The sequence below is a fragment of the Rothia nasimurium genome (assembly GCF_035916755.1).
Classification (GTDB): Bacteria; Actinomycetota; Actinomycetes; order Actinomycetales; family Micrococcaceae; genus Rothia.
In genome coordinates this window covers 329294-354479 of the sequence record NZ_JAYWIX010000001.1, presented here as the reverse complement: position 1 = coordinate 354479, position 25186 = coordinate 329294, and the positions used below count along the sequence as shown (strand labels likewise).

The window sequence follows — 25186 nt, the reverse complement described above, 5'->3', positions numbered from 1 at the left end:
GCTCCCGCTCACTGCCCCCAAGGGGACTGATTTCCACAAAGGGACCGCATCATGTGCGGTCCCTTTTAGGTTTTGAGCTCCTTTTATCCGTTACTGCCCATTTACCAGGCCGAAGCTGAGGAGCGCTACCCCGAAACGGACGACTGGGCCGCCAGCAAGGAACGCTTAGCAGACATCGACAGCAAGCTAGCGGACGCTGTGCGCCGCTGCCTGCCGATAGACAGCGCCGAGGCGAGCGAGCTCGTCCGCGCCCACCGTCAGCTGCTGAGCGAGTTCTTCCCCGTTACCCCCGCCAAGCACTACCTGATCTCTCGTGGTTATATTACCGATGAGCGGTTCACCAGCTACTACAAGTCCCAGCAGCCGGGCCTGGCTCAGTGGCTGGCCGACGCCATCGAGGCGGAGGCCCAACGTGCCGGGGTGGATCTGGCTAACCCCACCTGGGACTAACAACCGTCTCTTCCCTAACCGAGCGTGCGTCATATCGCTGAGCGTGCACTTATCAGCCGCACACTCAGCGATGTGGTGCACGCTCGTTGTATGGCTGGGCACCTCTGGTTCGTTGAGGACTACTGGCGCGAAGAAATCCTGCTCGGCCGCGCCCTACCTGAGCCTTGGGCGTCCTTCGACTGGGAGCAGGATACGGACGCCGACTGGCATCTGACTCTTTCCCTACCTCAGGTTCTAGAGAACCTACAGACCAGCATGGAAGCTACCCGGAAACTGCTAGCTGAGCGCAACTGGGATAACCTTAGCGAAGGTGCCCTCAAGGACGGTACCCGTTTTAGCTACCGCTGGGTCGCCCTACACCTCATTGAAGAGTGGGGCAGACACCTGGGCCACGCCGACCTGCTCCGAGAGAATATCGACGGAGAAATCGGCGACTAAGTTGAAAAATAATCTGCTCAGCCATAGCCCTCACCCTGTACGTAATGTACATTTAGTACATGACAACAACTACCGGAACAGCAGAATTTCGCCAGAACCTCGGCCACTACTTTGATGAAGTACAGCGAGAGCCCGTTGCTATCGAAAGCAGAGGCCGCCGCCGAGCTGTCCTTGTCTCCCCAGTCTTTTTCGATCAAGCACTCGAAGCACTCGAAGACAAACTTGATGCTGCTAAAGCTCGTCAAGCCCGCCAAGAAGCAGACGAAATCCCCTTTGACCAGCTCATGGATGAGCTCGGCATTAAGCTCTCATGACAGCTAACTACTCAGTTACCTTCAAACCTTCTGCGGCAAAAGAACTGCGCAAAATCAATAGAAACGATCAGACCCGCATTGCCAAGAAAATCCAAGAGCTTACCTCAAACCCCTACCCACCAGGGATCAAGAAAATAGTTGGAGGAGACGGCGAACTCAGACTTAGAGTTGGCAACTACAGGGTAATCTACACTGTCGAAGAAGGACGACTCATCATCTTGGTTCTAACAATCGGTCACCAGCGAGAAGTCTATAAAAAATAGAAAACGGACTCACCCAGCTCGCTATACCAACCAATAACTATTTTGGCTGATTGAAGGATAAGAGACCTTTATGGAAAACTACATGGCCCATAGGAGACCCTAACCGAGCGTGCACCATATCGCTGAGCGTGCGCATGGTCGGTGCACGCTCGCTCACCTAAGCCAGCAGCGCGTTGAACACCTCGGAGGTCGAGGGGTGGGTATAGATGCCCTCACCAACCGCAGTAGCCGGAATCTTCTGGGTCATGGCCAGGGCTACCGTATTGATTAGCTCCTGGGAGTCAATGCACCAGAGAGTAGCACCCAGAATCTGGTTGCTCTCCTTATCGAGTACAAACTGGGCGATACCCTCTGGCCGACCCATGATCTTGGGGCGGGGCACAATCGCCAGGTCAGCGATTTTTGACTCGCGCACCTCAATCTCGTGGTGGGCACCAGCGGCCTCAGCGGTGAGCCCTACAGTTGAGAGCGGCGGATCAATAAAGGTCGTGGTGGGCAGCAGACGGCCGGTACGGGTTCGGGAGCCATCGCCCCAGCGGTGTGAGAGCACAATGCGGTGGTCATCATAGGACGCGTAGGTGAACTGGGGTGCGCCGGTTACGTCCCCGACCGCGTAGATACCCTCCACGCTGGTGCGGCAGTGCTCATCAACCGTGATGCCCTTCTCTGTGTGCTCAACCCCGGCAGCCTCAAGGTTAAGCCCGACAACCACAGGACGGCGTCCGGTCGCCACCAGAATAGCCTCATCGTCAAGCTGCTCGGTAGCCTGCTCCACTGAGATACGCTGATCAACGATTGTAATGCCCTGGTTCTCCAGGTGCTCGCGCACCGCCTGGGCGATGTGCCGGTCGAGGGCGGGCAGGAATTCCCCCTCGCCCTTGTACATGGTCACCCGGCTGCCGAAGCCAGAGAACATAGTGGCGAACTCAAGACCAATCGGCCCGCCGCCAATAATGGCCAGAGACGCCGGGGGGTGCTCTAGCTGCTGGATGCTGGTGGAGTCGTGCACGCGTCCGCCCACCTCAACACCCGAGCTGGCCCCGGTGTTAATAATGATGGTCGAGGCGCTCATCTGCACCTGCTCCCCCACTTGAACAGTAGAAGAATCAAGGAACCGGGCAGCGCCGTCTAGAAGCAGCACGCCCTTGCCTTCCACCATCTTCTGGTTAGCGGCGTTCAGGCGGTCGATGAAAGTATTGCGGGCATCGCGGGCCTCAGTAAATTCCCGGTGCAAGTGGGTCTGCTCCAGCAGGAACTTAGTGGGCACACAACCAATATTGATGCAGGTACCGCCGTACATGGCCGGGTCTTGTTCTACCAGCGCTACCCTATCGCCGGCAGCTGCCCGCTTCATGGCAATCGTTTTCCCGGCCTTACCAAAGCCCAGTACCAGCACATCGACGGTGAGCTGTTCCATCATGACTCCTCTGTAGTTTCTTAGGGGTTTACCCTGCCTACTTTACTCCCGGCAGACGTCCGCCCCGGGCACCTGCCCAGCAATTTCGCGCAGAAAAAAACTCCCCGCACCAGAGGCTGAACATCTAGGGACGGGGAGTTTTCAGGGGCTAGCTCGGTTTTAAACCTGCGCTATCGCACCTCACCAATCATGTCGAAGGTGGTGGCTGCGCCCTTGGTGTTGGAGTTGACCATCACCGCAATGGAGTTCTTACCCTGCTTGAGGTCAGAGGCGGGAATCTCAATGACCAGCGGGGTGGTGCGGGCAGCGCCGAAGTCCACAGCGCGGGTGGCGGTGTAGGTGGGCAGGGCACCCCAAATCAGGTTCTGGCGGGTGTACTCCTTGCCGTTGACCCAGATCATCATGCCATCATCCACGTAGGTGGTGAGCACCAGTTTCTGACCCGCTGCCAGGTTCAGGTCGAGCTCCTTGCGTAGCATCATCGATACCGGCTGGTTGGTGGACGAGAACTGGTACATGGTCGCCACACGCGGCTCACCCCAGCCCACAGAGGAGTAGGTGGTGTACCACTTGGCGGTGTCGTACTTGTAGTCGGTGGCGCGCCAGGTGGAGTCCAGGCCCTGCCAGGCTTTCAGACCGAAGGCAATCTTCCACTCGTCACCCGATGCCAGAACCGGCTCAGAGTTTTCTACCGGAACCGCAAACGGCTCGATGGGAGCGGGATTGTTGATGACGGTACCGTTAGCAGGAGCCTCAGCAAGGCGCTCGGGCTCAGCGGGAGCGGGTTCTTCAACGACCGGAGGCTCAACCGGGGCGGGCGCCTCGGTGGTCGGCTCTGCGCTCGCCTCAGCAGTCGGAGTGGGCTCAGCGGTCGCCTCGGCGGTGGGCTGGGCAGTCAGTTCAACCGGGGCGACCGGCTGCTGGGCCTGCTGGGCCAGCGCAACGGGGGTTGAGGCAGAGAAGTTGCCTGCGGCGTCCGCTGACCGCACGAAGTAGCGGGCATCATCGGTGTGGGCTACCGAGTAGGTGGTGTCGGTGGTGGTTGCGATGACACGGTTATCACGTAGCACCTGGTAGATCACGTTACGACCGGCTGAGGGCCAGGTCAGGACGTCAGTGGCACCGTCGGTGCTCACAGCAAGCGAGCGCGGAGCGGCGGGGGCGGTCACATCTCGCGGGGCGAAGCGGGCAAAGCCCACGGTCTGCTGTATGCCGTTAGCACCCTGGGAGCGGTTGATGTCGCCACCTAGCCAGAGGGTACCGGTTGAGTCGACGAACTGCTCCCACACACCGTCGCCGCGCGGGCCGCGCAGGTTGGGGGCGAATTCGCCGATGACGCGGCCGGTTTCAGCGTCAAAGGCTGCTGAGAGGCGGATGGACTGCAGGTTGAAGAAGCCCTTGTTGGTCCAGGGCTGTAGCCAGGTGCCAGAACCTTCGTAGATGTAGTTGCCGCAGTGGCAGGCGCCGTAGATGACCTTGTTGTTCTGGTCTTCGTAGAGGTCCTGGAAGTCGCCGCCCTCGATGGTGATCGCTGAGTAGAGGCGGCTCATGGTGTTCTTGGCGTACTGGTGGATGATGTGCTCTGAACCGGCTGCCCAGACGGTAGCACCGGCGTCCTCAACGTCGTTCTGGTAGCCCTGGCGCTGGATGGTCGGGAAGGAGGGCTCCCAGGTCCATGCCTTGGCAATGTTGCCCTCGGTGGTGTTCAGCTGGGCCAGCTTCCAGGTCTTGGTGCCGTTGACCTCTGAGAAGTAGCCTGCGGCAGCGACGGTTGCACCGTCATCTGAGGCTGAGAGGCCGTTGACGGTGCCGTTGAGGTAGGGGCGCCAGCTACCGTCCGGCCCGTTCTGGCTAAAGCTGAAGCGGCCGGCGTTACGAGAGTAGCCGGTGGCACCGGTTTCGGTGTTGACCACGTGGGAGAAGGCACCACCCACGTAGAGGTAGTCACCCTGCACATCGAGGGTGCGGGCGCTGGTGATGGAACCTGCCCCTCGGTTTTCGATACCGAAGTTGTAGGTGCGGTCGATCTCACCGGTGACGGGGTTAAGAATGACCAGGCCAGCAACCTTTTCGCCGTTGACCTCGGTGAACTCGCCGCCTACAGCCAGGGTGCCGTTGGGCAGGGCTTCAAGGGCCTTAATCTGACCGTTGAAGGTGGGCATGAAGGTGCGCACAAGCTCGCCGGTAGTAACGTCGTAACCTGCCAGGAACTTCTGCTGTACCTTCTCTCCGGTGGCAGCGTTTTCTACCCAGGCGAAGTCGCCGCCGGTGAAGACGGTGTTACCGACCTGGGTGATAGCCTGCACGTAGGTGTTGAGTTCGCCCAGGTTGCCGGTGCCGGTGGTGTCGCTGGTGCGCCAGGTGACCTTGGCGGAGTAGGAGTTGGGCAGGGCGCGGCGGGTGGATGCGGACGCGCCTGCGTCAGCGTAGTCGGCGAGGTTGAGATCTGCTTGTGTCAGCTTGGGGCGCAGGAAGACCTGGGAGAAGGGCAGGGGGCTAGCGCCGGTCTTGGACCAGAGGTGGGTGGTGGCGTTATCGGAGCCACGGGCAATGGGGCCATAAGCAAAGCCCATACGCCAGCCCTGCTCGCTGGTGCCCAGGAAGTTGACCTGGTACATGGAGAGTATCGGCTTCATCATCTGACCCGTCAACGAGGAAAAGTCTCGGTAAGAGGCAGTGACAGTCGGTGAATCGCCGCGGAACTTGACATCGCGCCAGGCCTGGGTACCAGAGAGAGCCCAGGTCCAGTCTGTTGCGTTTGAGCGGGTTACAGTGACGTTCTGCCACTTGGTGCCGTCAGCGTTGGCTGCGCGGCGGATGCGGAAGCCCTCTTTGAGGTCTGATACTTTCTGTTCACCGATGAGGGCATCAATCGTGGTGGAGGGCAGCTGTACGGGGGTGAAGGCATCGGTGCCATCTGGGTTGGTGTAGAGCTGGGAGGCCTTACCCTTACCGTTGTAATTTTCTTCCCAGCCGTCGCGGCCGCGGCCGATCATGACCCAGCCTCCGCCGTCAGTTTCCTGGTCGCAGTAGAACTGTTCGGGGGCTGCCATCTCTGGGGTCCAGAGCCAGTAGGTGCCGCTAGTAGCAGCGGGGTCGGTTTGCTTGGCTTCCCAGCAGCTTGCAGCTGCGGTTTCGCTGGTTTTACCGTCGGGGGTGTAGGTATCCGAGGCAGTTGCGCCAGGGAGTATGGTCACGGCGGTTGTCAGGGCGAGGACGCCCACCCCGGCCTTGGTGGCCAGGTTGGGCTTTTTGAGCGCGAAGGGGGCTTTGAGCTGGGTGCGAGTAGCAGCCCAAAAATCGCGCGCTGTAGCGCGCTTCGACGGGCGCGCCGAAGTGTCTTTATGTTCCATGTATTCCCTAGTGTGCGAGTAGCCCGCCGGTTGTTCGGCGGTGCAAGGTGTGTATCTAGCTTAGGGTTTTCTGTGCCCACCCCGCCTACTGCGATGTGTGGTCATTGCTGGGGATAAGAGCCACCAACCGGCCCACAAGCTACACAGGATATGAGTGTATGCCCTGGTGAAACCGATTGAGGAACATATAAGAAGCCCGTGAAAGAGTTCCGTGCCTCATGTTGTTTTAGACACGGACCCTGCCACGGGCTATTGAGCTTAGTGACGGAATTAGCTCACGACGTAGTCGATACCGGCGAAACCACCGTTATCGGGGCCGCCTTCCCACATGATTTCAGCAGATCACTTCTGAGATACACCAGCTTTGCCAATACAGCCGGATGGCAAAAGTTATTAAAAACACAGGGCGCAAAGATAGGGACGCCACCCCGCGCTCCCCTGCCAAAAGGCAAGAAAAGTGCGGGGAGGCGTCCTCACATGTTAACCGCGTTGGCTAGATGTTGAAGCCGAGGGCGCGCATCTGGTCGCGGCCGTCCTCGGTGATGCGCTCGGGGCCCCACGGAGGCATCCAGACCCAGTTCACGTGCCACTCGTCAATCATGGTTTCCAGGTTCTGCTGAACCTGTTCCTCGATGACGTCCTGCAGGGGGCAGGCGGCGGTGGTCAGGGTCATGTCGAGCACGAGGGCGCCTTCGTCATTCCAGCGCATACCGTAGAGCAGACCCAAATCAACGATGTTGACTCCCAGTTCGGGGTCAATCACGTTCATGAGAGCCTCTTCAATGGCCTCTTGGCTGGGGGCACCAGCGGGGGCATCTGACATAGCAGTCACCTTTCAGTTCAGCCGCTACTACTTAGCAGCCAGGTAGCGCTCGTAGCCCTCTTCTTCAAGACGGTCAGCGAGCTCGGAGCCGCCCTGGTCTACCATCTTGCCATCCACGAAAACGTGAACGAACTGGGGCTTGATGTAGCGCAGGATGCGGGTGTAGTGGGTAATCAGCATAACGCCCATGTCATTGGCCTGGTGGGCTCGGTTGACGCCCTCAGAAACGACCTTGAGAGCGTCGACGTCCAGGCCGGAGTCGGTCTCATCGAGAATACCGAACTTGGGCTTGAGCAGTTCTAGCTGCAGAATCTCGTGGCGCTTCTTTTCGCCGCCGGAGAAGCCTTCGTTGACGTTACGGGAGATGAAGGCGGGGTCGATGGAGAGGTTCTCCATGGCTGCCTTGACGTCCTTGGTCCAGGTGCGCAGGGCGGGAGCTTCGCCGTCAACAGCGGTCTTGGCTGAGCGCAGGAAGTTGCTCATGGTGACGCCGGGGATTTCGACGGGGTACTGCATAGCCAGGAAGAGGCCGGCGCGGGCGCGCTCGTCGACGGACATCTCAGTAACATCTTCGCCGTCAAGCAAGATCTCGCCGGAGTCAATCTGGTACTTGGGGTGGCCAGCGATGGTAGAAGCCAGAGTGGACTTACCGGAGCCGTTGGGGCCCATGATGGCGTGGATTTCACCCGAGTTGATGGTGAGGTTGACGCCCTTGAGGATGGGCTTGGTGTTTTCGTCGTCCAGAATAACGGAGACGTGGAGGTCCTTGATTTCAAGGGTTGCCATAGTTTGTTTCTCCTGTAAAAGGTAAAGCTTTAGTTGTTGGAAATCGCGAGTTCAGCTTCGAGGGCATCGGTGAGCTGTTCTTCGAGCTCGGGGATACGGATCTGCTGAATAATCTCGTTGAGGAAGCCACGGACGACCAGGCGGCGGGCTTCAGCCTCGGGAATACCGCGGGCCTGCAGGTACCAGAGGTGCTGCTCGTCGAGCTGACCGGTAGTGGATGCGTGGCCGGCGCCCTCGATGAGGCCGGTTTCGATTTCCAGGTTTGGCACGGAGTCAGCGCGGGGGCCGTCTTCGAGAATCAGGTTGCGGTTGAGCTCGTAGGTGTCGGTGCCTTCTGCGTCCTTACCGATGAGCACATCGCCTACCCATACCGAGTGTGCTCCCTTGCCCTGCAGGGCACCCTTGTAGGTGACGCGGGACTTGCAGTTGGGTTCGGTGTGAGCGACGAAGAGACGGTTCTCAATGTGCTGGCCGGCATCGACAAAGTAGAGGCCGTACATCTCGGTTTCAGCGCCGGGGGCGGTGAACTTGGTGGAGGGGGTGACGCGCACCAGGTCACCACCGAGGGAGATGTTGACGTGCTTGAACTTGGCGTCACGCCCCAGAGCAGCGTACTGGGCTGAGGCGTGAATTGCGTCGTCCTCCCACTGCTGAACGGTGATGACGGTCAGAGAGGACGAGTCCCCCACCTTGAATTCAACGTTCTGGGAGAGCACGGCTGAGCCAGTGTGGCGCAGCACAACAACGGCCTTGGAGAAGGGCTTGGTCTCGATGAAGAGGTGCTGGGCTGCGGCGTCCTTATGGGTGCCGTTGATAGCAACCTCAATTTGGCCTTCCAGTTCAGCTTCGGCGGGAACGGTAATGGCGGTTGCCTCGGAGAAGGTGCTCCAGGCGTTGGCCGCTACGCGGTCCTCGGGAATACCGGCGGAGCCAATGCGGGCGTCGTCGCGGGCGATAGTCTCGACCTGGACGCCAGCAGGCGCGTTGACCTCTACGGCGGGGGCAGCACCGGTGAGTTCATCGGTGTGCAGACCGCCCAGACGCTTGAGCGGGGTGAAACGCCAGTCTTCTTCACGGCCGGTGAGAGCTGCGAAGTCTTCAACCTTGTAGGAGGTCTTACGCTCGGCGCGGGAGACGTCAATCTCGACCTTGTCGGTGTTGTGCTTTGAGACGCGGATGGTGTCGTCGGTGGCCAGCTCGGTTGCAAGCTTCTCACCTTCCTGGTCCATACCGGGAATCGCGGGGTTGTTGTGACCCTGGTTTTCTGCGTTAGCCATAATTTAGCCTACGGATCCTTCCATCTGGAGTTCGATCAGGCGGTTAAGTTCAAGCGCGTATTCCATGGGCAGCTCGCGGGCGATGGGCTCCACGAAGCCGCGCACAATCATGGCCATAGCTTCGTCTTCGGGCAGGCCGCGCTGCTGCAGGTAGAAGAGCTGTTCTTCTGAGACGCGGGAGACGGTTGCCTCGTGGCCCATGGTGACGTCGTCCTCGCGGATATCTACGTAGGGGTAGGTATCTGAGCGGGAGATGGTGTCGACCAGCAGGGCGTCACAGACCACCGAGCTCTTAGCGTGGGAAGCACCTTCGCGCACCTGGACCAGGCCACGGTAGGCGGCACGGCCACCGTTACGAGCCACAGACTTGGACACGATGGTGGATGAGGTGTTGGGGGCGATGTGGACCATCTTGGAACCGGTGTCCTGGTGCTGGCCCTCGCCTGCGAAAGCGATGGAGAGGGTTTCACCCTTGGCGTGCTCACCGACCATGTAAACAGCGGGGTACTTCTGGGTGACCTTGGAGCCGATGTTGCCGTCGATCCATTCCATGGTGGCACCCTCGTGGGCGATGGCGCGCTTGGTCACCAGGTTGTAGACGTTGTTCGACCAGTTCTGAATGGTGGTGTAGCGAACGCGGGCGTTCTTCTTGACCACGATTTCAACGACTGCTGAGTGCAATGAGTCGGTCTTGTAGATGGGGGCGGTGCAGCCTTCGATGTAGTGAACGTAGGATCCCTCGTCAGCGATGATGAGGGTACGCTCGAACTGGCCCATGTTCTCGGTGTTAATACGGAAGTAGGCCTGCAGGGGGATCTCTACGTGAACACCCGGGGGCACGTAGACGAAGGAGCCACCTGACCATACGGCGGTGTTCAGGGCTGCGAACTTGTTGTCACCGGCGGGGATGACGGAGCCGAAGTATTCCTCGAAGAATTCGGGGTGTTCCTTGAGGGCGGTGTCGGTGTCCAGGAAGATAACGCCCTGGGCTTCGAGGTCCTCGCGGATCTGGTGGTAGACGACCTCTGACTCGTACTGGGCGGCAACGCCGGCGACCAGGCGGTTACGTTCAGCTTCGGGAATGCCCAGCTTCTCGTAGGTGTTGCGGATGTCTTCGGGCAGTTCTTCCCAGGTTTCTGCCTGGCGCTCGGTGGAGCGGACGAAGTACTTGATGTTGTCGAAGTCGATGTCCGAGAGGTCTGCACCCCAGGCGGGCATGGGCTTGCGGTCGAAGAACTTGAGGGCCTTCAGACGAAGGTCCAGCATCCATTCGGGTTCGTTCTTCTTGGCTGAAATGTCGCGTACGACATCTTCGTCAAGACCACGCTTTGCAGCCTGGCCTGCTTCATCGGAGTCAGCCCAGCCGTACTCGTAGGTACCGATACCTTCGAGTTCGGGGTTTGCCTCCAGAATTTCTGAAATGACGGTGTTGTTGGCAGTGCGCTCAACCTGTTCAGTCATTACGGCCTTTCTTGGTGGGTTGGTTTTCACCGAGGTAAGTCGGTGAATTCTTCTTCTCAGTGGCAGGATCTGCTGGGCATGCCCTGCCGGTGGAAAGTTTTAGGGGGCTGTGTCGCCTGCGGTTTCTTCGGAGTTTAGCGGGGCGGACGCCGGTGGGCGGCCCAACGGGATGTGGGTGGTGCAGACGTGGGCGCCACCTGCCATGGTGGAGAGTCTGCGCACATCGACCCCGAGAAGTTCGGAGATGATTTCGGTTTCCTGGTCGCAAAAGACGGAGAAGTCTTCGGCGAGGTCTCGCACGGGGCAGTGGCCCTGGCAGAGCTGAATAGAGGCAAGCAGGTTATCTGGCAGCTTAGACCTCATACCAACAGCCGGGGCCATCTCGTTGGCGGTGGCGACGAAGCCGTCGCGAGTCATTGCTTCTGCCAGCGCTTCGGCGCGGGCTGAGACGTCATCGCCCGCTGCTTCGACGATGGGGCGGTAGCGCTCTGCCATATCGTGGGCGCGGGCTGAGGCGAACTGGCGCAGGGCGTCTTCACCGACGGCGTCCTTCAGCATGGTGAGGGCGTCGCGGGCGATGTCGAGGTAGTCGTTGCCCAGTTCGCTGTGGCCCTGCGGGGCGATGACATAGCGGCGGGCGGGACGGCCGGCTCCGGCACCGTGCTGGCGGTGGGAGGCAACCTCGATGAGGTTGTTCTTTTCAAGCGCGTCGAGGTGGCGGCGGACGGCTGCCGGGGTGAGGCTGAGCAGTTCACCCAGTTTGGCCGCAGAAACAGGGCCGTGAGTGAGAACTCCCTGGAGCACGCGGTCGCGCGTGCGTTCCTCTGTTTCTGCAGGGCGGGCAGTTTTAGTGGACACAGTTCTGCCTTTCTCTGCGGAATACACAAATAAAGTATGTCGTAATTGTGGAACCTTAAGCTAGTAAGGCCAACCTATTTAAGGCAGTACAGCGGTAGGTGTCCGCCCAGAGCCGAAACGAAAGGGCTAGAATAGACGGGTGACGACACACCATCTGCCCCCCAGCCTTAGCCCACGTGAGAGCGCATCTGACGCACCCGCGTCCGCCGCTCTCATCATTAACAACCTGGTCAAGGACTTTACCCCCTCCAAGGACTTCGCACGCAAGCACCCCGAAGCCCTCACCAGCGAGGGGCTCAAACGAGCGGTAGACCACCTCTCCCTCACCATTGAAGCGGGGCAGGTAACGGTTCTGCTAGGAGCTAACGGGGCCGGAAAAACCACCACCCTAGCCTGCGCTCAGGGGCTACTCAAGCCCACCGGCGGTAGCGTCTCCCTACTCGGTCATACTCCCTGGGGAGCCTCCCCTGAGCTGCGTGCCCGCGTGGGCATTATGCTGCAGGACGGCGGCCTCCCCCCGTCCGTCCGTCCGCTTCCTCTGCTGCGGCACATCGCCCGCATGTACACCACCCCCCTCGACGTTGATGCCCTAGCAGCCCGGCTCGGCATTGATTCCTTTAACGGGACCACCATCCGCAGGCTCTCAGGCGGGCAAAAGCAGCGCGTTGCGCTGGCTGCGGCTATCATTGGGCGGCCCGAGATTCTCTTTCTTGACGAGCCCACCGCCGGGCTCGACCCGCAATCCCGCAGCGTCGTTTTCGACATTATCCGCGAACAGCGCGACGCCGGCGTAGCCGTTGTACTCACCACCCACCTGCTCGATGACGCCCAGCGCATCGCCGACTACGTCTACATGATTGAGCACGGCAGGGTCGTACTGGCCGGAACCATGGCTCAGGTGCTAGCCAGCGGGCAGGACGACACCCGCTGCCTCACCTTTACCGCACCGACCGGCATTACTCGTGAAGCAATCTGGCCGCAGGCAGATTCCCCTCTCCAACTGGTTGAAAGCTCCGAAGGGCACTACCGGTTGAGCGGTCCTCTCGCCCCCCAGCATCTGGCAAATCTCACCGCCTACTGGGCCGCCCAGGGCATCATGCCCGGCGAGTTCTCCCTGACCAACCGCACCCTAGAAGACGTCTTCCTCGAACTATCAGGCAGTGATATCCGATGAGCACCACCTCAACAGCAGCACCGGCCCTCACCCGCGTGCTAGCCCAGGGCAAGTTCGAAACCATCGCCATGCTCAAAAACGGCGAGCAGCTTATGCTGAACATCGCCTTCCCCATCATGGGCCTGCTGGCACTTGCCTACACCGGTTTTCTCGACCCCTGGGCTACCCGTTACGGGGTGAGCCGGGTCGATATAGCTGTACCCGGCGTACTGGCCCTCTGCGTACTCTCCACCGCGCTCTCGGGCCAGGGCATTGCCACCGGTTTCGACCGCCGCTACGGGGTGCTACGCTTCATATCTACTACCCCACTGGGCAAGGGCGGCCTGATTGCGGGCAAAGTGCTGGCGGTACTCTCGGTGCTCCTGATTCAGTACCTGCTGGTGGGGGCACTCGGTCAGCTGCTGGGCTGGACGGCCACCGTGCCCGGCGTCCTCATGTCCCTGCCGACCCTCTTACTGGGGGCAGCCTGCTTTACCTCCCTGGGGCTACTCATTGCCGGGACCGTGCGTGCCGAAGCGACCCTGGCTATCGTCAATATGGCGTGGGTAGTTCTAGCAGCAGCCGGTGGCATATTAATTCCCACCGACCGCTACCCCACCTGGCTATCCCCCATCATTGACCTGCTCCCCTCAGCTGCCCTGGGTAACGCCCTGCGCGGGGACTACATCTACCAGAGCTTCCTGCTTCTACCCCACCTCATCCTGCTGGTGGCAACCGTTCTCTTTGCTGCCCTGGCCACCCGATTCTTTAAATGGTCAGCCTAGCCTGACCCAGACCATCCGCAACCTTTGTGAAGGAACGCTCCATGCCGACCCCACACACACCCACCGCTGGAACCTACCAGCCAACTACCCTGGGTGAACACCTTATCCCCCGCCACTACACCCGCTGGATTAAAAAGACCGCCTGGGCTGTAGCCCTCGCCAACATTGTGCTGATTATCTCCGGAGGCGTCGTCCGCCTAACCGGCTCCGGCCTGGGCTGCGACGCCTGGCCCCGCTGTACCTCAGACGGCTCCTGGACTACCACCCCAGAAATGGGCATCCACGGCATGGTCGAATTCGGCAACCGCCTGCTGACCTTCGTGCTGGTCGCCGTAACCATCATCGCCTTCCTAGCAGTGCTGCGAGTGGTGTTCCCGGAGCCTGTGACTCTGGGTAGCTTCATGTGGGGTCTGCTCGTAGGCAGCCGCTTTGAGAACTTCCGTGCTCAAGGTATCGGTGCTCGGTTGGAGTCCCGTGGCTTAGTCGCCCCTCGCTCCCGCTACTCTGACCTCTTCAACCTGACTCTGCTGCTGCTTTGGGGTATTCCGGTGCAGGCTGTGGTCGGTGGTATTTCGGTGTGGCTGCGCCTCAACCCCTGGATGATTACCGCCCACTACATGCTCTCAGCACTCATGATTATGATCGCCGGTATCTACCTCAACCGCGTCTACCGCTACTTCGAGGGCACCGCTGCCCGCGAGGGGCTCGTCCCCTCCGCTGCCCCAGCTCATGCCCCGGCTCGGGGCGCGGACGCCGGCGCCCCCGCGTCCGCCCACCTCATGCGGATGCTCGGTTGGGTCGGCGTGGTGCTGGTTGTTGCACTGATGTTCATGGGCACCGTTACGACGGGTACCGGCCCGCACGCCGGTGACGCCGAGACCCACCGCCACGCTTTTAACCCGGTATGGGTGACCCGCCTGCACGGTTCTCTTGTGTGGATTTACTGCGCATCGGTGCTGGGCTTTTTTGTGCTGTGGAAGCAGAAGGGCTGGGCCCCTATCTTTGGCAAATCTTTGGTCTTTGTGCTGGTGGTGCTGGGCTACCAGGCCATCGTGGGTTACACCCAGTACTTCAACGGCCTGCCGATTTGGCTGGTGGAGATGCACCTGATCGGGTCGGGTGTGTTCGCTCTGGCCGCGTCATCGCTGTTTGAGCGGCAGCTGGTGCTGTCGTCTCCCGCTGCGCGCGAGAAGGCGGCGGGGCGCGTCCTAACACCATAGCCTCCTCGATAGGTACCATCTAAATCAGAAAAACCCACGAACTAGGTGGGTTTTTCTGATTTAAATGGTCTTTTCCACAGGGCCCCGGGATCTCTTCACAATGCCGTCATAGCTGCACCAATTTTAGGTAAGTCGGAGTACCTCCCTCCCGAATTCTCACTATTGGCAGTGCCCAAACCTTATCCACAATCACCTCCAACGCTAGCCAAAAGATTTGGCCTTGGTTATGCCTATTGTCATGAAGATGAATAAATACACCACCACGATACGTACGACCCAGCAACTCCTAGACCAGGGCTATACCCATGACAGCATCAGACGAGGGCTGGCAGACCAACAACTTACCCGCATCAGAAAGGGCATCTACTGCCCAACTGCCTGGTGGAGCTCCTTGAAACCCCATGAAATCTACCGGGTACATATTGCCGCTGTGCACATATCTGACCCTACTACCACGTTCTCGCACGCAGCAGCAGCCTGCCTACACGGATTAGCTCTAGCGAAGACCCCACCGGCAGTGGATATCGTTGGACCACCGGATTCTCGCGGCAGGGCAGCCGGAACACGCAAACATTACACCTATAAGCCGATAGAAGAGCACAGGACGCTGGTGGGCGGTTTTAGAGTGACAGGTTTAGTTCAGACGGTTGTAGATTGTTCCCGATTCCTGCCATTTGAAGAGGCAACTGTGATTGCAGATAGCGCTCTTCATCAAGGGTTAGCCAGCGTTGAGGGTCTTGCCCATGAGCTCTCTCAGGTTACTGGGTGGGGATCATCAAAGTGCCGCAGAGTTATGAATGCTATGAGTCCTTTTGCCGAGAGCCCGGGGGAAACCCTTCTTCGTCTTATTCTCATTGAGGCTGGCCTACCAGCACCCGCTGAGCAAGTTGAGGTAACGCTGAGAGGGCTTCGATACAGGGTTGATTTAGCCTACACCGATTACAGGATAGCCCTGGAATTTGATGGCGAGATGAAGTACGAGAACTTCGGGCCGCGACATAAGGCTGAATGGGCTGAACGACGGAGGGAATCTCTTCTCCAAAATTCGGGGTGGACTGTTCGCCGGTATCGATGGGTGGATCTGATGACGCGTCGAGCAGAAATCGCAGCTGAGATCCGTTACCTCCTCGACCGCTAGACTCCGAGAGAAAAGACCATCTAAATAAGAAATACCCACCTAGTTCGTGGGTATTTCTTATTTAGATGGTACCTACCTGGGTAGGGGGCTTAGAGAGGGAGCACCGGGCCACCCACGAAGGGGTCGACCGCCAGGGCAATAAACAGCACGGTCAGGTAGGTGATTGAGCCGTGGAAAACCACCATAGCGGTTCGGCTGGTTGCCTGCTCCGCCAGGGCCAGGCGGTGCAGCTTGTGGCAGTGGTAGAGGAACCAGGCCCCAATCAGCACAGCGGTTGCGGTGTACACCCAACCAGCGCCGCCCAACGGTACGAGCAGCAGGGAGCACATGACCATGGCCCAGCCGTACAACACCACCTGAACCGAGACGCTCTTGGCCGAGTCGGTCGCGCCCAGCATGGGAATGCCGGCGGCCCGGTAGTCTTCGGCGTATTTCATCGACAGGGGCCAGTAGTGCGGGGGCGTCCAGAGAAAAATCACCATAAAGAGCACCACAGCGGCCCAAGAAATGGTGTTCTCTACAGCCGCCCAGGCGATAAAGACCGGCATGCAGCCCGCCAGGCCACCCCAGACGATGTTCTGCTTGGTGCGCTTCTTCAGCCACAGGGAGTAGAAGACAACGTAGAGGAAAATCGCGACGACACCGAGACCGGCAGCCAGCGGGTTGACCAGGAAGTAGAGGTAAATAATCGAGATGACCGACAGTACCCAGGCGAAGACCAGGGCTTCCCGGTCGGTAAGATCACCGGTGACCAGCGGACGCTTCTCGGTGCGCTTCATCAGTCGATCAGCTTCGCGGTCGATATAGCAGTTGAAGGCACAGGACGCCCCGGCGGCAAGTGACCCGCCAATCATCGTATGGAGCACCAGCCAGAGGTTGGGGAAGCCACCGGCGGCAAAAATCATGGTGGGCGCGGTGGTCACCAGCAGCAGCTCGATAATTTGAGGCTTCGTGAGGTGAATGTAGGCCCTAATTTTGCGGCCCAGGGAGACGCGGCCGGGTGCAGGCGCAGCTGGGGTTTGCTGGCCTTCTTCGGTACGGTCGATCACGGTGTTGATGCCATGGCCCTTCACGTATGCTGACTTCCCTTGACTGTTGTGTGTGCAGCTCTTCGGTTCCCCGCCGGGTGATTCACTATGTGAAACAGGTGACGGTTTTCGGCGTGTTGGGGGCGGACGCCGTCTGCGCGTCCGGGCGCCCCTCGCACCGATTTTTTGGTGGTGCCCATCACTTTTAGCCGACCTTGGCCGGTTTGTGAGCACGGCAAAAGAGCTTTTGGTCAAATTACATCGTATAACGCCTACCTATCCCCTGGCTAATAGATTAAGCGCACCCCTGACTGGGGGGTGTCCGCTGAGAGGCAAACCAAGCCCACATATGCGCAGGTGAACTATCCTGGAAGTAGCGTCTTTTGCCGGTTTTACCGTGTGCTTGTGTGGGCTTGCCCCGCTGGGCGACGGTGGGCGGGTAAAAGAATAAGTTTGATGAATATTTCTGGGTAGCCAGATTGAGAGAGGACGGCTGATGCCTAACCTGAATCAGAAGCTTGAATGGACCGAGAAAGACCAGCGCGCGGTTGATACCGCTCGTGTGCTTGCTGCGGACGCCGTTGAGAAGGTTGGCTCGGGCCACCCCGGTACCGCAATGAGCCTGGCTCCTGTGGCCTACCTGCTCTTCCAGAAGGTCATGCGTCAGGATCCCCGCGATGACCGCTGGGAGGGCCGTGACCGCTTCATTCTCTCCCCCGGCCACACCTCACTGACCCTGTACAACCAGCTCTTCCTGGGTGGTTTTGGTCTGGAGCTTGACGACATTAAGGCCCTGCGCACCGCGGGCGCCCTGACTCCCGGCCACCCCGAATTTGGCCATACCAAGGGTGTCGAAATCACTACCGGCCCCCTGGGCCAGGGTCTGGCGTCCGCTGTGGGCTTTGCCTACGCCCAGCGCCGCATGCGCGGCCTCTTCGACCCCGAAGCTGCCCCCGGCACCTCCCCCTTTGACCACACCGTCTTCACCATTGCTTCTGAGGGCGATGTGCAGGAGGGCGTGACCGCCGAGGCGTCCGCTCTGGCCGGCCACCAGCAGCTGGGCAACCTGGTCGTGATCTACGACCGCAACCACATCTCGATTGAAGATGACACCGATGTAGCCTTCACCGAGGACGTCGCAGCCCGCTACGAGGCCTACGGCTGGGACGTTGCCCAGGTCGATTGGACCGCTGGCGGCGACTACAAGGAAGACGTCGAGGCCCTCTACGACGCTATCGTCGCAGCAACCAAGGTCACCGATAAGCCCTCCTTCATCGAGCTGCGCACCATCATCGGCTACCCCGCCCCCACCAAGCAGAACACCGGTGGCATCCACGGCTCCAAGCTGGGTGCCGACGAAGTTGCAGCCACCAAGAAGGCACTGGGCTTCGACCCCGAACAGCACTTCGTGGTAGAGCCCGAGATTCTTGAGCACACCCGCGCCCTGGTTGAGCGCAGCGCAGCTGAGCGCGACGAGTGGCAGAAATCCTTCGACGCCTGGGCTGCCGCCAACCCCGAGCAGGCCAAGCTCTACGAGCGCCTGCTTGCGGGTGAGCTGCCTGCCGAGCTTGATGAGGCCCTGCCCACCTTTGAGGCTGGCACCTCCATCGCAACCCGTGCAGCATCAGGCAAGGTCATCAACGCAATCGCTCCGGTTCTGCCCGAGCTCTGGGGCGGTTCGGCTGACCTGGCCGGGTCCAATAACACCACCATCGATACCGAGAAGTCCTTTAACCCCGAGTCCCGTTCCACCAAGAGCTGGACCGGCCACCCCTACGGCCGTGTGCTGCACTTCGGTATTCGCGAGCATGCCGCCGCAGCTATCACCAACGGTATCGTGCTGTCTTCACCAACCCGTCCTTTCTCTGGCACCTTCTTCGTCTTCACCGACTACCAGCGCCCAGCCGTCCGCCTGGCAGCGCTGATGGGTGTGCCCAACATCTTCGTCTGGACCCACGACTCCATCGGTCTGGGTGAGGACGGCCCCACCCACCAACCCGTTGAACACCTGACCGCTATGCGCGCGATCCCCAACCTCGATGTCGTCCGCCCCGCCGACGGCAACGAAACCGCCGTCGCCTGGCGCAAGATCCTGGACATCAAGGATCACCCCGCCGGGCTGGTGCTCTCCCGCCAGAACCTGACCAACGTGGTTCGTGAAGACCTGCACGCGGACGCCGAGGGCGAGAAGTTTGCTTCTGCTAACGGCGCTGCCCGCGGCGGCTACGTACTAGCTGATACCGAAGGCACCCCCGACGTCATCCTGATTGCCACCGGTTCTGAGGTCGAGGTTGCCCTAGCTGCCCGCACCCAGCTGGCAGAAGAGGGCATCGCTGCCCGCGTTGTCTCCATGCCCTGCCGCGAGTGGTTCGCAGCCGAGTCTGCCGAGTACCGCGAATCAGTCATCCCCTCCGCCGTCAAGGCCCGCGTGACCGTTGAAGCCGGTCTGGCCATGCCCTGGATGGACATTCTGGGCGAAGCAGGCCGCGCCGTTTCCCTGGAACACTACGGTGCCTCAGCCTCAGCCGAAGAACTCTTCGCCGACTACGGCTTCACCGCCGAGAACGTTGCTGCCAAGGCGCGCGAGTCCATCGCTGCTGCCCGCTAACCGAACTAAAATTCAAGGAAAACATTATGACTACCCCCACCCAGAAGCTTTCTGACGCAGGCGTCTCCATCTGGCTCGACGACCTCTCCCGCGATCGTCTCACCAGCGGTAACCTGCAGGAACTGATCGACACCAAGAACGTTGTCGGTGTCACCACTAATCCCTCCATTTTCGCTGCCGCCCTGTCGAACGGCGCAGCCTACGCCGAGCAGATGAAGAAGCTGGCAGCAGAGGGCGCCGAAGCAGAAGCAGCTGGCTTTGCTGCCATGATTGACGATGTGCGCGACGCCTGCGATGTCTTTGCCCCCATCTACGAGGCAACCCAGGGCTTTGACGGCCGCGTCTCCATCGAGGTCTCTCCCCTGCTGGCCCGCGAATCAGCTGCGACCCTAGCTCAGGCCAAGGAACTCTACTCAGCAGTTGGCCGCGAGAACGTCATAATCAAGATTCCCGCCACCGAAGAGGGCCTGGAGCCCATCGCTGAGGCCCTGGGCGAAGGTATCTCGGTCAACGTCACCCTGATTTTCTCCCTGGAGCGTTACCGCGCCGTCATCAACGCCTACCTGCTGGGCCTCGAAAAGGCACTGGAAAACGGCAAGGACCTCTCAAAGATTCACTCCGTAGCCTCCTTCTTCGTCTCCCGCGTCGATACCGAAATTGACGCCCGCCTTGAGGCCATCGGCACCGACGAAGCCCTCGCCCTGCGCGGCAAGGCCGGTGTAGCTAACGCCCGCCTGGCCTTCGAGGTCTACGAGCAGGCCTTCTCCTCCGAGCGCTGGGCCCGCCTGGAAGCCGCAGGTGCCAACCGCCAGCGTCCGCTCTGGGCATCCACCGGCGTGAAGAACCCTGCCTACCCCGACACCCTCTACGTCACCGAAATTGCAGCCCCCGGCACCGTCAACACCATGCCCGAGGCAACCCTCAACGCAACCTTCGACCACGCAGAGGTTGCTGGTAACGCTATCGAGGGCACCTACGAGGAATCCACCGAGATCCTCAACCAGCTCGAAGCTGTAGGTATCTCCTACAACGACGTGGTTGAGAAGCTGGAAACCGAAGGCGTTGAGAAGTTCGAGGTCTCCTGGAAGGAACTGCTCGATACCGTCACCACCGCACTGGCTGACAGCAAGTAGTACCGTTTCATGCTGAGGGTGGGGGGCCTATCCCCCCCACCCTCACTGCACCCGCTCACCTCGCCCCAGCCCGGCGGCAAGCACCTGCCGGCCCGGTGGGCACTAGTACACTAGAACAAGAGAACCGCGGCAGCCCCCACGCCTTTCGCAGCTGCCGCCCCAACCAACCTGTGAAGGATTCACGGCGGTGGCCAACACTCACGATTCAAACCCCCTGCGCGACCCGCGCGACCGCAGACTAACCCGCGTGGCAGGCCCGTCCTCCCTGGTCTTCTTCGGCGTCACCGGCGACCTTGCGCGCAAGAAACTACTCCCCGCGGTCTACGACCTGGTTAACCGCGGCCTGCTCCCGCCCAGCTTTGGCCTGGTGGGTTTCGGACGCCGCGAGTGGAGCCACGAGGACTTCCAGCAGGAGGTGCGCGGGCACGTTGAAGCCCACGCCCGTACCCCCTTCCGAGAGGACGTCTGGAACCAGTTCGCTGCCGGCATTCGCTTTGTCACCGGCACCTTCGACTCCGATGAGTCCTTTGAAAAGCTCAAGGCAACCCTGGCAGAGCTCGACGAAACCCGAGGCACCCGCGGCAACCACGCCTTCTACCTGTCGATTCCGCCCAAAGACTTCGACCAGGTACTGCAGAAGCTAGCCGATCACAACCTGGCCAACCACAACCAGCACGAGGGTTGGCGCCGTGTGGTTATCGAAAAGCCTTTCGGCCACAATCTCGAAACCGCCCGCGAGCTCAACGCCATTGTTGAGCGGGTCTTCCCCGCCGATTCGGTCTTCCGTATCGACCACTACCTGGGCAAAGAAACCGTGCAGAATATTCTGGCCATGCGCTTTGCCAACCAGATGTTCGAGCCCCTGTGGAACGCCACCAACGTCGACCACGTGCAGATCACCATGGCCGAAGACATCGGCATCGGTACCCGCGCTGGCTACTACGACGGCGTGGGCGCTGCCCGCGACGTCATTCAGAACCACCTGCTGCAGCTGCTGGCACTCACTGCCATGGAAGAGCCCGTCAGCTTCAACGCCGAGCACCTGCGCGCCGAGAAGGCCAAGGTGCTTGAGGCAGTCCAGATTCCCGATGATATTGCCTCAGCCTTTGCCATCGGCCAGTACGCTGCCGGCAACCAGGGCGGTGAAGAGGTCAATGGCTTCTTTGACGAGAACGACATTCCCGCCGACTCCCGCACCGAAACTTTCGCCGCCCTCAAGCTGAACATCAACACCCGCCGCTGGGCGGGCGTGCCCTTCTACCTGCGCGCGGGTAAGCGTCTGGGCCGCCGCGTCACCGAGATTGCTGTGGTCTTCAAGAAGGCTCCCAACCTGCTCTTTGGCGGCAGTGCCGATAGCTCCGGCCAGAACGCGATTGTGATTCGCGTGCAGCCCGATGAGGGCATGACCCTGCGCTTTGCCTCGAAGGTGCCCGGCACCCAGATGGAAATCCGCGACGTCAACATGGACTTTGGCTACTCCCACTCCTTCACCGAAGAGTCCCCCGAGGCCTACGAGCGTCTGATTCTCGATGTGCTGCTCGGTGAGCCCCCGCTCTTCCCCCGCCACGAAGAGGTTGAGCTCTCCTGGAAGATTCTTGACCCCTTCGAAGAATACTGGGAAGAAAACAAAATCAAACCCGAAGCCTACGCCCCCGGTTCGTGGGGCCCGGCTTCTGCCCACGAAATGCTGGAACGCGACGGCCGTGCTTGGAGGCGCCCATGATGAAGAAACTCAAAGACACCACTGTGGGCGAGGTTGCCAAGGAGCTTTCCCGCCTGCGCAGTGAGGAGGGGGCGACCACGTCCTCTCGTGTGCTCACCCTGGTCATTCTGGCCGAGAAGGGCCACTCAAAGACAGCGGTTGAGGCGGCCCTGAAGGCCTCCTACGAGCACCCTTCCCGCATTATCGTCCACATTGATTACGGTCAGGACGCCGACGATCGGCTTGATGCCCGCATTTACGTGGGCGGCGACGCGGGTGCTTCAGAGCTCATCATTCTGCGCGGGTACGGCTCGGCAGCGGTTGCTACCGAGTCCCTGATTTCGGGGCTGCTACTGCCTGACTCCCCCATCGTTGCCTGGTGGCCCCACTCGGTTCCTGAGAACCCCGCAGAGCACTCTATCGGCAAGATTGCCCAGCGCCGTATCACCGATTCAGCCCGCGCCTATGCCCCCCTGGGTGTGCTAGAGAAGCTGGCTGCCAGCTACAAGGACGGCGACACCGACCTGGCATGGATTCGCCTGACCCTCTGGCGTATTCAGATTGCTGCTGTCTTCGACCAGATCGAGCCCTCCCCCGTCAAGCGCGTGGTGGTCTCCGGTTCGTCCATGAGCCCCTCGGTTGTTCTGCTCGGTGCCTGGCTGGGTGACCGCCTGGGCGCTGAGGTGCACCTGCGCACCACCGATGTGCAGCGCGGCCTCTACAAGGTAGAACTTGAACGCGAAGACGGCTCCATCATCATCCACCGCCCCGGTCGCAACATTGCCACCATTTCTTCCCCCGGTGTGCCCGACCAGCAGATTTCCCTGCCGGCCCGCTCCCTGGCCGACTGCCTGGCAGAAGAGCTGCGTCGCCTTGACCCCGATGAGGTCTACGGCGAGGTGCTCAAGTCTGTTGTCGCCAGTGGCAACATCGTGGTCGATGTGAACGTAGACGATGTGCACGATGAGGGCGCCGACTATACGGAGGTCTACGATGCCTAATCCTATCGTCGTTCCCCACCTCGATAAGGCCCAGCTGCAGCTGGCAGGTGCCACCCGCATCATCAATGTAGCTGCAACCGCTGTGGCTGCCCGCGGTATTGCCCACCTCTCGCTGACCGGTGGCACTATGGGCATTGCGGTGCTTGCGGGTATTGCAGAAAGCCCGCTGAGCGCTACCGTGGACTGGTCTAAGGTTCATTTCTGGTGGTCAGACGAGCGTTTTGTACCTCGCGGCCACGCTGATCGCAACGAACAGCAGGCCAAGGACGCCTGGCTCACCTCCCTGGGACTACCGGAGGAGAACCTGCACGTCATGGGTGCCTCAGATGTTTTTGACACCCCGGAGGCAGCGGCCGAAGCCTACACCGCTGAGCTAGCCCGCTACGCCCCCGAGGGTGAGGCCTCCCCCCTCTTTGACCTGACCCTACTGGGTATGGGGCCCGATGGCCATATCGCCTCCCTCTTCCCCGACCGGGCCGAGATTCTAGAGGCTGAGGCCACCACCCTTGCGGTGCACAACTCCCCCAAGCCCCCGCCCACCCGCGTAAGCCTGACCCTGCCGGTGATCAACTACTCAGAGCGCATCTGGTTCCTGGTTGCCGGGAGCGACAAGGCCGAGGCAACTGCCCGTCTGCGGGCGGCGTCCGCTCTGCCTGAAACCCAGCTAACCGCCGAGATCCTCACCCAGACCCCGGCAGCTGGAGCCCGCGGCCTGCTCGAAACCCTGATTCTGGCAACCGAGGACGCCCTCGGCTCAGCTTCCTAGAGTTCAGGGATTCAGAGACAAAAAAATTCCCGCCTACCGGTGAACCGGTAGGCGGGAATTTTTGATGTAAGCCTAGATAACAGCAACCTCAGAGAAACGCATCACCAGGGCGTAACCGATAATTGCAAAGACCCACAGCAGAATCACTGTAACGGTCAGGCGAATCAGGTTTTTAGATGCCATGCCCGAAGAGTTCAGTGAGGTGGTCATGCCACCACCGAACATATCTGAGAGGCCGCCGCCCTTACCGCGGTTCAGTAGAACCAGCAGGATGGTAAGAATGCTCGCGATAGCGATCAGGACCATCAGGATAATCTTGAGGGTTTCCACGCAGAACCTTTCAGTCGGGTTGAAGGGCGTTTCGAAGCGCCACCAATCTACTATACCCCTAGTTAGGGTATTTTTTAGGCCTTGTATCGTGCGATGTTAGCGAATTCGGTGGCGTCGAGGGATGCACCGCCCACCAGTACGCCGTCGACGTCTGCCTCTGCCATGATCTCGGGGGCTGATGCTGCCTTGACGGAACCGCCGTAGAGTACGCGAACCTTATCGGCGACCTCTGCGGAGTAGAGCTTGGTCAGTTCCTCGCGGATAGCCTTGCTCATTTCCTGGGCGTCAGCTGCGGTTGCAACCTTGCCGGTACCGATAGCCCAGACGGGTTCGTAGGCTACGACCAGGGTCTCAGCCTGTTCTGCGGTCAGGCCCTCGATGGAGCCGCGCAGCTGGTCCAGGGTGAAGTCGACGTGCTCGCCGGCTTCGCGCTTGTCGAGGCCTTCACCGACGCAGAGTACGGGGGTGAGCTCGTTGCGGTAGGCAGCCTGTACCTTAGCGGCGCAGACGGCGTCGGTTTCGCCGTGGATGGTGCGACGCTCTGAGTGACCGACCAGCACGTAGGTTGCACCGAGCTTCTTGAGGAAGACGCCGGAGATATCGCCGGTGTAGGCGCCGGAGTCCTGGTCTGAGAGGTCCTGGCCACCGTAGACGATGTTGAGCTTGTCGCCGTCAACGAGGGTCTGTACGGAGCGGATGTCGGTGAAGGGAGGGAAAACGGCAACTTCGGCAGTGTCGTAGTCGAAGTTGGTGTCGTCCAGGGTCCAGGCCAGTTTCTGGAGCAGGGTCACACCTTCGGTGTGGTCCATGTTCATCTTCCAGTTGCCTGCGATGAGGGGCTTGCGAGTCATGGGCTCGTTCCTTTCGCGAAATCTTGAGGTG

The 25186-nt window shown here is 60.4% G+C and carries 23 protein-coding genes; 13 read left to right on the top strand and 10 right to left on the bottom strand.

Translation table 11 applies throughout. The features are described from left to right. Positions 1 to 72 precede the first annotated feature (72 nt). The 4 genes from VSX42_RS01520 to VSX42_RS01505 all read left to right on the top strand — a co-directional run bounded on the left by VSX42_RS01520 (position 73) and on the right by VSX42_RS01505 (position 1465). A complete protein-coding gene (locus VSX42_RS01520) occupies positions 73 to 450 on the top strand; it encodes a TipAS antibiotic-recognition domain-containing protein (RefSeq protein WP_326502650.1) in 378 nt (125 codons plus the stop codon). Positions 451 to 540: 90 nt separating this feature from the next. After that, positions 541 to 888: a DUF664 domain-containing protein gene (locus tag VSX42_RS01515; protein WP_326502649.1), complete on the top strand. Its 348-nt coding sequence runs from the start codon at positions 541 to 543 to the stop codon at positions 886 to 888. A gap of 59 nt (positions 889 to 947) precedes the next feature. Beyond that, on the top strand, positions 948 to 1202 hold the full coding sequence (locus VSX42_RS01510) for a type II toxin-antitoxin system Phd/YefM family antitoxin (RefSeq protein WP_326502648.1): 255 nt from the start codon (positions 948 to 950) through the stop codon (positions 1200 to 1202). Further along, positions 1199 to 1465: a type II toxin-antitoxin system RelE/ParE family toxin gene (locus VSX42_RS01505; RefSeq protein ID WP_326502647.1), complete on the top strand. Its 267-nt coding sequence runs from the start codon at positions 1199 to 1201 to the stop codon at positions 1463 to 1465. Before VSX42_RS01510 ends, VSX42_RS01505 begins: the two co-directional genes overlap by 4 nt. Positions 1466 to 1622: 157 nt before the next feature. Here the strand turns inward: VSX42_RS01505 and VSX42_RS01500 are convergent, their stop codons facing one another. The 7 genes from VSX42_RS01500 to VSX42_RS01470 form a co-directional block, all read right to left on the bottom strand. Then, on the bottom strand, positions 1623 to 2885 hold the full coding sequence (locus VSX42_RS01500) for an FAD-dependent oxidoreductase (RefSeq protein ID WP_326502646.1): 1263 nt from the start codon (positions 2883 to 2885) through the stop codon (positions 1623 to 1625). Positions 2886 to 3052: 167 nt separating this feature from the next. After that, positions 3053 to 6235, bottom strand: coding sequence for a fibrinogen-like YCDxxxxGGGW domain-containing protein (locus VSX42_RS01495; protein ID WP_326502645.1), 3183 nt, complete (start codon positions 6233 to 6235; stop codon positions 3053 to 3055). Positions 6236 to 6728: 493 nt separating this feature from the next. Next, positions 6729 to 7058, bottom strand: a complete 330-nt coding sequence (locus VSX42_RS01490) for a metal-sulfur cluster assembly factor (protein WP_326502644.1) — start codon at positions 7056 to 7058, stop codon at positions 6729 to 6731. Positions 7059 to 7085: 27 nt separating this feature from the next. Beyond that, the gene (sufC, locus tag VSX42_RS01485) at positions 7086 to 7844 is read right to left on the bottom strand and encodes a Fe-S cluster assembly ATPase SufC (RefSeq protein ID WP_135011738.1); all 759 of its coding nucleotides are present in this window, start codon (positions 7842 to 7844) and stop codon (positions 7086 to 7088) included. Between the two features lie 29 nt (positions 7845 to 7873). After that, a complete protein-coding gene (gene sufD / locus VSX42_RS01480) occupies positions 7874 to 9121 on the bottom strand; it encodes a Fe-S cluster assembly protein SufD (RefSeq protein WP_326502643.1) in 1248 nt (415 codons plus the stop codon). Between the two features lie 3 nt (positions 9122 to 9124). Next, entirely contained in the window at positions 9125 to 10582 is a 1458-nt protein-coding gene (sufB, locus tag VSX42_RS01475) for a Fe-S cluster assembly protein SufB (RefSeq protein ID WP_326502642.1), read from the bottom strand. A gap of 99 nt (positions 10583 to 10681) precedes the next feature. Continuing rightward, positions 10682 to 11440 (bottom strand): helix-turn-helix transcriptional regulator, encoded by a 759-nt coding sequence (locus VSX42_RS01470; RefSeq protein WP_326502641.1) that lies wholly within the window; start codon positions 11438 to 11440, stop codon positions 10682 to 10684. Between the two features lie 139 nt (positions 11441 to 11579). Between VSX42_RS01470 and VSX42_RS01465 the strand changes: the two genes are divergently transcribed. The 4 genes from VSX42_RS01465 to VSX42_RS01450 all read left to right on the top strand — a co-directional run bounded on the left by VSX42_RS01465 (position 11580) and on the right by VSX42_RS01450 (position 15736). Beyond that, complete coding sequence (locus VSX42_RS01465; protein WP_326502640.1) at positions 11580 to 12614, top strand: ABC transporter ATP-binding protein; 1035 nt, start codon at positions 11580 to 11582, stop codon at positions 12612 to 12614. Continuing rightward, positions 12611 to 13378 (top strand): ABC transporter permease, encoded by a 768-nt coding sequence (locus VSX42_RS01460; protein ID WP_326502639.1) that lies wholly within the window; start codon positions 12611 to 12613, stop codon positions 13376 to 13378. Before VSX42_RS01465 ends, VSX42_RS01460 begins: the two co-directional genes overlap by 4 nt. Positions 13379 to 13419: 41 nt before the next feature. Continuing rightward, a complete protein-coding gene (locus VSX42_RS01455; RefSeq protein ID WP_326502638.1) occupies positions 13420 to 14598 on the top strand; it encodes a cytochrome oxidase assembly protein in 1179 nt (392 codons plus the stop codon). A 226-nt stretch (positions 14599 to 14824) separates the two neighbouring features. Further along, entirely contained in the window at positions 14825 to 15736 is a 912-nt protein-coding gene (locus VSX42_RS01450; protein WP_326502637.1) for a hypothetical protein, read from the top strand. Positions 15737 to 15825: 89 nt separating this feature from the next. Here VSX42_RS01450 and VSX42_RS01445 read toward each other — a convergent pair whose 3' ends face one another. Then, complete coding sequence (locus VSX42_RS01445; RefSeq protein ID WP_418950753.1) at positions 15826 to 16785, bottom strand: heme o synthase; 960 nt, start codon at positions 16783 to 16785, stop codon at positions 15826 to 15828. Between the two features lie 475 nt (positions 16786 to 17260). On the opposite strand from VSX42_RS01445, the gene tkt reads away from it, so the two are divergent. The 5 genes from tkt to pgl all read left to right on the top strand — a co-directional run bounded on the left by tkt (position 17261) and on the right by pgl (position 23974). Next, positions 17261 to 19372, top strand: coding sequence for a transketolase (tkt, locus tag VSX42_RS01440; RefSeq protein WP_326502636.1), 2112 nt, complete (start codon positions 17261 to 17263; stop codon positions 19370 to 19372). Positions 19373 to 19398: 26 nt separating this feature from the next. Continuing rightward, on the top strand, positions 19399 to 20505 hold the full coding sequence (gene tal, locus VSX42_RS01435; protein ID WP_326502635.1) for a transaldolase: 1107 nt from the start codon (positions 19399 to 19401) through the stop codon (positions 20503 to 20505). A gap of 187 nt (positions 20506 to 20692) precedes the next feature. After that, on the top strand, positions 20693 to 22228 hold the full coding sequence (gene zwf / locus VSX42_RS01430; RefSeq protein WP_326502634.1) for a glucose-6-phosphate dehydrogenase: 1536 nt from the start codon (positions 20693 to 20695) through the stop codon (positions 22226 to 22228). Beyond that, positions 22225 to 23208 carry a glucose-6-phosphate dehydrogenase assembly protein OpcA gene (locus VSX42_RS01425; RefSeq protein ID WP_185172974.1) on the top strand — a complete coding sequence of 328 codons (984 nt, stop codon included), beginning with the start codon at positions 22225 to 22227 and terminating at the stop codon, positions 23206 to 23208. Before zwf ends, VSX42_RS01425 begins: the two co-directional genes overlap by 4 nt. Beyond that, entirely contained in the window at positions 23201 to 23974 is a 774-nt protein-coding gene (gene pgl / locus VSX42_RS01420; protein WP_326502633.1) for a 6-phosphogluconolactonase, read from the top strand. The genes VSX42_RS01425 and pgl overlap by 8 nt, the downstream gene beginning before the upstream one ends. A gap of 72 nt (positions 23975 to 24046) precedes the next feature. Here pgl and secG read toward each other — a convergent pair whose 3' ends face one another. Together secG and tpiA are read right to left on the bottom strand one after the other, a co-directional pair. Next, on the bottom strand, positions 24047 to 24304 hold the full coding sequence (gene secG / locus VSX42_RS01415; RefSeq protein ID WP_237209349.1) for a preprotein translocase subunit SecG: 258 nt from the start codon (positions 24302 to 24304) through the stop codon (positions 24047 to 24049). Positions 24305 to 24378: 74 nt separating this feature from the next. Further along, positions 24379 to 25155, bottom strand: coding sequence for a triose-phosphate isomerase (gene tpiA, locus VSX42_RS01410; protein WP_185172977.1), 777 nt, complete (start codon positions 25153 to 25155; stop codon positions 24379 to 24381). Positions 25156 to 25186 lie beyond the last annotated feature (31 nt).